We start from the raw sequence: 7,490 nt of genomic DNA, 5'->3' as shown, positions 1-7,490 counted from the left end.
CTGCTGCCGCGCCTGGCGCGGCTGGCGCACCTGCTGCTGAGCCTGAGCCAGACCGGCCGACTGCGCTGGTACGCCGCCTCGCTGGCGGGCGGCGCGGTGCTGCTGCTGGGAGCCCTGGCATGGACTTAAGGATCGGTTGCCGTTTCGTTCGTGAGCCGCGTTGCTGCGCCAAATGGCGCCAGGTTAGGCGCAGGACGCCGGTAATGGCCATTCCCTTGCCAAGTCCTGCAACAACAGCTGGCGCCATTTGCCGCGCAACCCTACGGGCCGGGCCGGTTTTTCCGCGGTGCGTTGTTACTCGACGGCTCATTTGGACGACCAAACTTCGCGTCTCGTGCCTAGCCCCGCGGAAAAACCGGCTCCGGCGCGGCCACGAACGAAACGGCAACCGACCCTAGCATGGAGGCGGCATGATCCTGCCCTGGCTGATCCTTATCCCCTTTATCGGCGGCCTGCTGTGCTGGCTGGGCGAGCAGCGCAGCCAGACCCTGCCGCGCTGGCTGGCGCTGCTGACCATGCTCCTGGTGCTGGCGCTGGGCCTGCTGCTCTGGGCCCAGGGCGACTTCCAGCTGGCGCCGATGCCGGGCCGCGATCCGGTCTGGGAGCTGGAATTCAAGCAGCCGTGGATTCCCCGCCTGGGCATCAACATCCACCTGGTGCTGGACGGCCTGTCGCTGCTGATGATCCTGCTCACCGGCCTGCTCGGGGTGCTCTCGGTACTCTGCTCCTGGCGCGAGATCCAGGCGCGGGTGGGTTTCTTCCACCTCAACCTGATGTGGATTCTCGGCGGGGTGATCGGCGTGTTCCTCGCCCTCGACCTGTTCCTGTTCTTCTTCTTCTGGGAAATGATGCTGGTGCCGATGTACTTCCTCATCGCCCTGTGGGGGCACAGCGCGGCGGACGGCAGCAGCTCGCGGATCAATGCGGCGACCAAGTTCTTCATCTACACCCAGGCCAGCGGCCTGATCATGCTGGTGGCCATCCTCGGCCTGGTGCTCAGCCACTTCAATGCCAGCGGCGTGCTCACCTTCGACTACGCCCTGCTGCTGCGCGCCGAGCTCGCGCCCGGCCTGGAATACCTGCTGATGCTGGGTTTCTTCGTCGCCTTCGCGGTCAAGCTGCCGGTGGTGCCGCTGCACTCCTGGCTGCCCGACGCCCACGCCCAGGCGCCGACCGCCGGCTCGGTGGACCTGGCCGGCATCCTGCTGAAGACCGCCGCCTACGGCCTGCTGCGCTTCGCCGTGCCGCTGTTTCCCAACGCCTCGGCCGAATTCGCCCCCATCGCCATGGGCCTCGGCCTGCTCGGCATCGTCTACGGCGCGCTGCTGGCCTTCGCCCAGAGCGACATCAAGCGGCTGATCGCCTACACCAGCGTCTCGCACATGGGCTTTATCCTGATCGGCATCTACAGCGGCCACCCCCTGGCGCTCCAGGGCGTGGTGGTCCAGATGCTCGCCCACGGCCTGTCGGCGGCGGCGCTGTTCATACTCTGCGGCCAGCTCTACGAGCGCCTGCACACCCGCGAGCTGGGGCAGATGGGCGGGCTGTGGAGCCGCATGCACTACCTGCCGGGGATCACCCTGTTCTTCGCCGCCGCCAGCCTGGGCATGCCCGGCACCGGCAACTTCGTCGGCGAATTCCTGATCCTGCTCGGCGCGTTCAAGGACTGGCCCTGGTTCACCGTCGTCGCCGCCAGCGGCCTGGTGCTGGCCTCGGTCTATGCCCTGATCATGATGCAGCGCGCCTTCTACGGGCCGGCTAAGAGCGAGGCGGCGCTGCAGGCGCTGGACGGCCGCGAGCTGGCCATGCTGCTCGGCCTGGTGGCGCTGCTGCTGTGGCTCGGGCTGTTCCCCCAGGCGGTGCTGGACACCTCGGCGGCCAGCATGCAGGGCGTGCAGCAGTGGCTGAGCGCGGCCTTCGCCCAACTGACGGTCGCGAGGTAGCCGGCCATGGATCTACGCCTCGAGCACTTCATCGCCCTGCTGCCGCTGCTGGTCTGCGCCGCCACCGCCATCGCGGTGATGCTCGGCATCGCCTGGCGCCGCAGCCATCGGCAGAGCTTTCTGCTCAGCGTGATCGGCCTCAACCTGGCGCTGCTGGCCCTGCTGCCGGCGCTGCAGGTGATGCCGCTGGAGGTCACCCCGCTGCTGCGCATCGACAGCTTCGCCGCCTTCTACATGGCGCTGATCCTGGTGGCCACCCTGGCCTGCGTGACCCTGGCCCACGCCTACCTCGGCGAGGGCCGCGGCAAGGGCTACCCGGGCAACCGCGAGGAGCTCTACCTGCTGATGCTGCTCAGCGCCTGCGGCGGCCTGGTACTGGTCAGCGCGCAGCACCTGGCCGGGCTGTTCATCGGCCTGGAGCTGCTCTCGGTGCCGACCTACGCCCTGGTCGCCTACGCCTTCTTCAACCGCCGCTCGCTGGAGGCCGGGATCAAGTACATGATCCTCTCCGCTGCCGGCAGCGCCTTCCTGCTGATGGGCATGGCCCTGCTCTACGCCGAATCCGGCAGCCTGGCCTTCGCCGCCATCGGCGCCAGCCTCGGCACCCCCGGCCTGCTGGCGCAGTCGGCGCTGGGCCTGATGCTGGTGGGCCTGGCCTTCAAGCTGTCGCTGGTGCCCTTCCACCTGTGGACGCCGGACGTCTACGAAGGCGCGCCGGCGCCGGTCGCCGCCTTCCTCGCCACCGCCAGCAAGGTGGCGGTGTTCGCCGCCCTGCTGCGCCTGTTCCAGCTGGCGCCGGTGGCCGCCGCGCCGGCCCTGCACGAGCTGCTCGCGGCCCTGGCGGTGGCCTCGATCCTGGTGGGCAACCTGCTGGCGCTGCTGCAGAACAACCTCAAGCGCCTGCTCGGCTATTCCTCCATCGCCCACTTCGGCTACCTGCTGGTGGCCCTGGTGGCCAGCCGCGGCCTGGCCCTGGAAGCCGCCGCGGTGTACCTGGTGACCTACGTGCTGACCACCCTCGGCGCCTTCGGCGTGATCAGCCTGATGTCCACCCCCTACAGCGGTCGCGACGCCGACGCCCTGTACGAGTACCGCGGGCTGTTCTGGCGCCGCCCGTACCTGACCGCGGTGCTCACCGTGATGATGCTGTCGCTGGCCGGGATTCCGCTCACCGCCGGCTTCATCGGCAAGTTCTACCTGATCGCCGTGGGCGTCGAGGCGCGCCTGTGGTGGCTGCTCGGCGCCCTGGTGCTGGGCAGCGCCATCGGCCTGTTCTACTACCTGCGGGTGATGGTCACCCTCTACCTGCGCGAGCCCAATCTGCATCGCCACGACGCGCCCTTCGACTGGGGCCAGCGCGCCGGCGGCATGATGCTGTTGCTGGTGGCACTGCTGGCGTTCGCCATCGGCGTCTATCCGCAGCCCCTGCTGGCCATGCTGCAGGGCGTCGCGCTCGGCTGACACCGGCAAGATTCCGCTAGGCCCGAGCGGGCGTATGGCGGTTTTCCGCCACCCGCTGTGCGCTGCGTCACGGGGCTTTTCCCGTGGTCACGGCGCTGGCGGAAAATCGCCACCCTGGCACAGCCCTTGCCATGCAAGCTACCAGCCTTGACCGCGAACCGGCGCTGCCGAGCTCCGCCGCCCGCGGCCAACGCCACCAACACCGGGCGCCCCGCGCCTCACCACAGATAAGAAGAAAAAGGTAGCAAGATGCTCAACACGATCCGCGCCATGGCCGTCTGCGCCATGGCGCTCAGCTCGCTTGCGGCGCTCAGCGCCCAGGCCGACGAAGCCATCCTGATCAAGTTCTCCCACGTGGTCGCCGACGGCACCCCCAAGGGCCAGGGCGCGTTGCTGTTCAAGCAACTGGTGGAGGAGCGCCTGGCCGGCAAGGTCAGGGTCGAGGTCTACCCCAACTCCAGCCTGTACGGCGACGCCAACGAGCTGGAGGCCCTGCGCAACAACGAGGTGCAGCTGCTGGCGCCCTCGCTGGCCAAGTTCGAGCAGTACACCAAGCAGCTGCAGGTGTTCGACCTGCCCTTCCTGTTCGACGACCTCGACGCGGTCAACCGCTTCCAGAAGCGCGCCAAGGGCCGCCAGCTGCTGCGCTCGATGGAGGATCACAACATCGTCGGCCTGGCCTATTGGCACAACGGCATGAAGCAGCTGTCCGCCACCCGCGCGCTGCAGATGCCCGGCGACGCCAATGGCCTGAGCTTCCGCATCCAGCCCTCGGCGGTGCTCGAGGCGCAGTTCCGCCAGCTCGGTGCAGGCGCGCAGAAGCTGCCGTTCGCCGAAGTGTTCAAGGCGCTGCAGAGCGGCCAGGTGCAGGGCGCGGAAAACCCCTGGTCGAACATCCATAGCCAGAAGCTGCACGAGGTGCAGCCCTTCATCAGCGAGACCAACCACGGCGTGCTGGACTACATGCTGGTGAGCAACTCGCGCTTCTGGTACGGCATTCCGCACCAGATCCGCATGGAACTGGAAGGCATCATCGACGAAGTCACCTACGCGGTGAATCGCCAGGCCGAGGCCGCCAACCAGGCCGATCGCCAGCGCATCCTCGACTCCGGACGCAGCCAGGTGCTCGAACTCAGCGCCGAGCAGCGCCAGGCCTGGCGCGACGCCATGCGCCCGGTGTGGCAGCAGTTCGAAACGGCGATCGGCAGCGATGTGATCAAGGCCGCGCAGACGGTCAACCGCAAGCACCGCGACTAGCCTGGCGGAATCCCGCCAAGGCGCTTCAGGCCGCCGGCAACTGCTCCGGCGGCAGCGGATGACCGAGCAGGTAGCCCTGCAGCGAGTCGCAGCCCAGCTCGGTGAGGAAGGCCTGCTGCTGTCGGGTCTCCACGCCCTCGGCGACGATGCGCAGGTTCAGCGCCTGGCCCAGGGCGACGATGGCCGAGACGATCGCGGCATCGTCGCCGTCGTGCTGCAGATCGCGGACGAAGCCGCGGTCGATCTTCAGCTCGTTGGCCGGCAGGCGCTTGAGGTAGAGCAGGCTGGAATAGCCGGTGCCGAAGTCGTCGATGGCGATGTCCACGCCCATGGCCGATAGCTGCTGGAGAATCGCCAGACTGGCGTTCACATCGTGCATCGCCGTGCTCTCGGTGATCTCCAGGGTCAGGCAGTTGGCCGGCAGCTCATGCCGCGCCAGGGCCTGGCGCACGCTGTCGACCAGCTCGCCGTGGCAGAACTGCAGCGCCGACAGGTTCACCGCCACCCGCCAGTCGCTGCGCCCCTGCTGGTACCACAGGCGCATCTGCCGACAGGCCTCGTCCAGCACCCAGTCACCGATGGCGATGATCAGCCCGGTCTTCTCCGCCAGGCCGATGAAGCGATCCGGCGCCAGCAGCCCCTGCTGCGGATGCTGCCAGCGCAGCAGCGCCTCGGCGCCGATCATGCGCTCGCTGCCGGTGGCGAACTTGGGCTGGTAGTAGAGACGGAACTCGCCGCGCTCCAGCGCCGCACGCAGGTCGTGCAGCAGCTGCAGCTGCTGGCGCGCGTTGGTGTTCATCGAGCGCTCGAAGAAGCTGTAGCCGTTCTTGCCCAGGCCCTTGGCGTGGTACATCGCCGCGTCGGCGTTGATCAGCAGCTCCTGCTGGTCGCTGCCGTCGCCCGGGTAGAGGGCGATGCCGACGCTGGTGGAGACCCGCAACTCGTGCCCCTCGACCAGGAACGGCTGGCTCAGCAGGCTGACCACCTGCCCCGCGAGGTTGGCCGCGTCCTGCGCCTGACGCAGCTCGGCGAGCAGGACGAACTCGTCGCCGCCGATCCGCGCCAGGCTATCCTGGGCGCGCAGATGGGCGCGCAGGCGCTGGGCCACAGCCACCAGCAGCTGGTCGCCGACATGATGGCCGAAGGCATCGTTGACCGGCTTGAAGCCGTCCAGGTCCATGAACAGCAGGGCGAAATGGCCGCCGTTGCGCCCGACCTTGAGCATGCCCTGGCCGATGCGGTCTTCCAGCAGCAGGCGGTTGGGCAGCTTGGTCAGGCCATCGTGCAGGGCCAGCTGGGTCAGCTCGGCGTTGGCCTTGGCCAGCGAGCTGCTGAGCAGCGCGGTACGCGCCTCCAGGCGGGCGTCGAGGATCGAGGTGAGCAGCGCGATGGCCAGCACCGCCAGGGTCACGACCACCACCAGGCTGGCCAGCCAGCCGCTGTCCAGGCCGCTGCCGGCGGCGGCGCAGTAGCTGCCGGCGGGGAAGTTCGCCGCGGCCATGCCGGTGAAGTGCATGCCGACGATGGCGATGCCCATGATCACCGCCGCGCCGCCGCGGGCCAGGCGCACGTAGGGCGTGTCGCGGCGCAGGCGGAAGGCGATCGACAAGGCCGCGCCCGAGGCGAGCACGGCGATCAGCAGCGACAGGGCGAAGAGCAGCGGGTCGTAGTCGATCCCCGGCTGCATGCGCAGCGCCGCCATGCCGATGTAGTGCATGGCGCCGATCCCCGCGCCCATGGCCAGTGCGCCCAGGCCCAGGTGCCAGGCCGGCAGCTCGGGCTGGCTGACCAGCCACAGGGCGAAGCCCGAGGCGAGCATGGCGATGGCCAGCGACAGCAGGGTGATGGCGAGGTCGTAACCCAAGGGGATCGGCAGGCTGAAGGCGAGCATGCCGACGAAGTGCATGGACCAGATGCCGATGCCCATGGCCACCGCGCCGCCGGCGATCCACAGCGACTGGGCGATGCCCTTGGCGCTGGCGATGCGTCCGGCCAGATCGAGCGCCGTGTAGGACGCCAGGATGGCCACGCACAGCGACAGCACAACCAGGGATAAATCGTAACTACCGATCAGCATCGAAACTCTCTACAGGCGTTGCGCCGACCGCGGAGCGGCGCGCGCTCCGAATCCCTGATGGCCAGTTGCAAGCATTGACGACAAGAGCGCGAATCTTAGCGGAAAGCCCGTTTCCGGGTCAGGGCAAAAAACACCTGACTAACGAGTCGAGCTGCTGTTCGTCGCCCGCTCGTCGCTTTCATGCAATTGCTCGAGCTGCCAGCCGCCGCCGAGGGCGGCGATCAGCTGCACGCTGGCGGTCAGCCGGCTGCCGAGCAGGGTCAGGCTGGAACGCTCGTTGCTCAGCGCGGTGGCCTGCACGTTGACCACGCTGTTGAAGTCCAGGGTGCCGGCGCGGTACTGGTTTTCGATCAGGCGCAGCGACTCGCGCGCGGCGTCCAGCGCCTGCTGCTGCACCTCGCTCTCCTGCTCCAGCACGCGCAGCTGCACCAGCTGATCCTCGACCTCGCGAAAGCTGTCGAGCACGGCCTGGCGGTACTGCGCCACGGTCTGGTCGTAGACCGCCTCGGTGCGCTCCAGCTCGGCGCGGCGGGCGCCGCCGTCGAACAGGCTCAACGCCAGTTGCGGGCCGAGCGACCAGAAACGGTTGGGCACCTCGATCCAGTCGGCGAAGCTGCTGCCGCGGTAGCCGCCACTGGCCGAGATCGTCAGATCGGGGAACCAGGCGGCCTCGGCCACGCCGATCTGCGCGTTGGCGGCCATCACCCGGCGCTCGGCGGCTGCCACGTCGGGGCGCCGTTCGAGCAGCTGCG

Annotated in this window: 5 protein-coding genes; 3 read left to right on the top strand and 2 right to left on the bottom strand. The window is 68.6% G+C overall.

The annotated features are described in order from the left end of the window. The first annotated feature begins 410 nt into the window (after positions 1 to 410). From nuoM to N878_RS08760, 3 genes are all read left to right on the top strand, one after another. A complete protein-coding gene (nuoM, locus tag N878_RS08770; protein WP_021443292.1) occupies positions 411 to 1,943 on the top strand; it encodes an NADH-quinone oxidoreductase subunit M in 1,533 nt (510 codons plus the stop codon). A gap of 6 nt (positions 1,944 to 1,949) precedes the next feature. Next, entirely contained in the window at positions 1,950 to 3,404 is a 1,455-nt protein-coding gene (gene nuoN, locus N878_RS08765) for an NADH-quinone oxidoreductase subunit NuoN (protein ID WP_021443291.1), read from the top strand. 249 nt (positions 3,405 to 3,653) lie between these two features. Beyond that, positions 3,654 to 4,661: a TRAP transporter substrate-binding protein gene (locus tag N878_RS08760; protein ID WP_021443290.1), complete on the top strand. Its 1,008-nt coding sequence runs from the start codon at positions 3,654 to 3,656 to the stop codon at positions 4,659 to 4,661. Positions 4,662 to 4,686: 25 nt separating this feature from the next. On the opposite strand, the gene N878_RS08755 is transcribed toward N878_RS08760, so the two are convergent. Together N878_RS08755 and N878_RS08750 are read right to left on the bottom strand one after the other, a co-directional pair. After that, on the bottom strand, positions 4,687 to 6,738 hold the full coding sequence (locus N878_RS08755; RefSeq protein ID WP_021443289.1) for a bifunctional diguanylate cyclase/phosphodiesterase: 2,052 nt from the start codon (positions 6,736 to 6,738) through the stop codon (positions 4,687 to 4,689). A gap of 138 nt (positions 6,739 to 6,876) precedes the next feature. Further along, on the bottom strand, positions 6,877 to 7,490 hold a 614-nt coding region (locus N878_RS08750), incomplete at its 5' end, for an efflux transporter outer membrane subunit (protein ID WP_021443288.1).

Source organism: Pseudomonas sp. EGD-AK9 (assembly GCF_000465935.2).
Taxonomy (GTDB): Bacteria; Pseudomonadota; Gammaproteobacteria; order Pseudomonadales; family Pseudomonadaceae; genus Aquipseudomonas.
The sequence above is the reverse complement of the archived record's forward strand: the minus strand, read 5'-3'. Positions and strand labels throughout refer to the sequence as shown.

What these genes read in the sequence shown, in the direction of transcription:
- nuoM (WP_021443292.1), top strand. Translation starts at nt 411, where the DNA reads ATGATCCTGCCCTGGCTGATCCTTATCCCCTTTATCGGCGGCCTGCTG.
- nuoN (WP_021443291.1), top strand. Translation starts at nt 1,950, where the DNA reads ATGGATCTACGCCTCGAGCACTTCATCGCCCTGCTGCCGCTGCTGGTC.
- N878_RS08760 (WP_021443290.1), top strand. Translation starts at nt 3,654, where the DNA reads ATGCTCAACACGATCCGCGCCATGGCCGTCTGCGCCATGGCGCTCAGC.
- N878_RS08755 (WP_021443289.1), bottom strand. Translation starts at nt 6,738, where the DNA reads ATGCTGATCGGTAGTTACGATTTATCCCTGGTTGTGCTGTCGCTGTGC.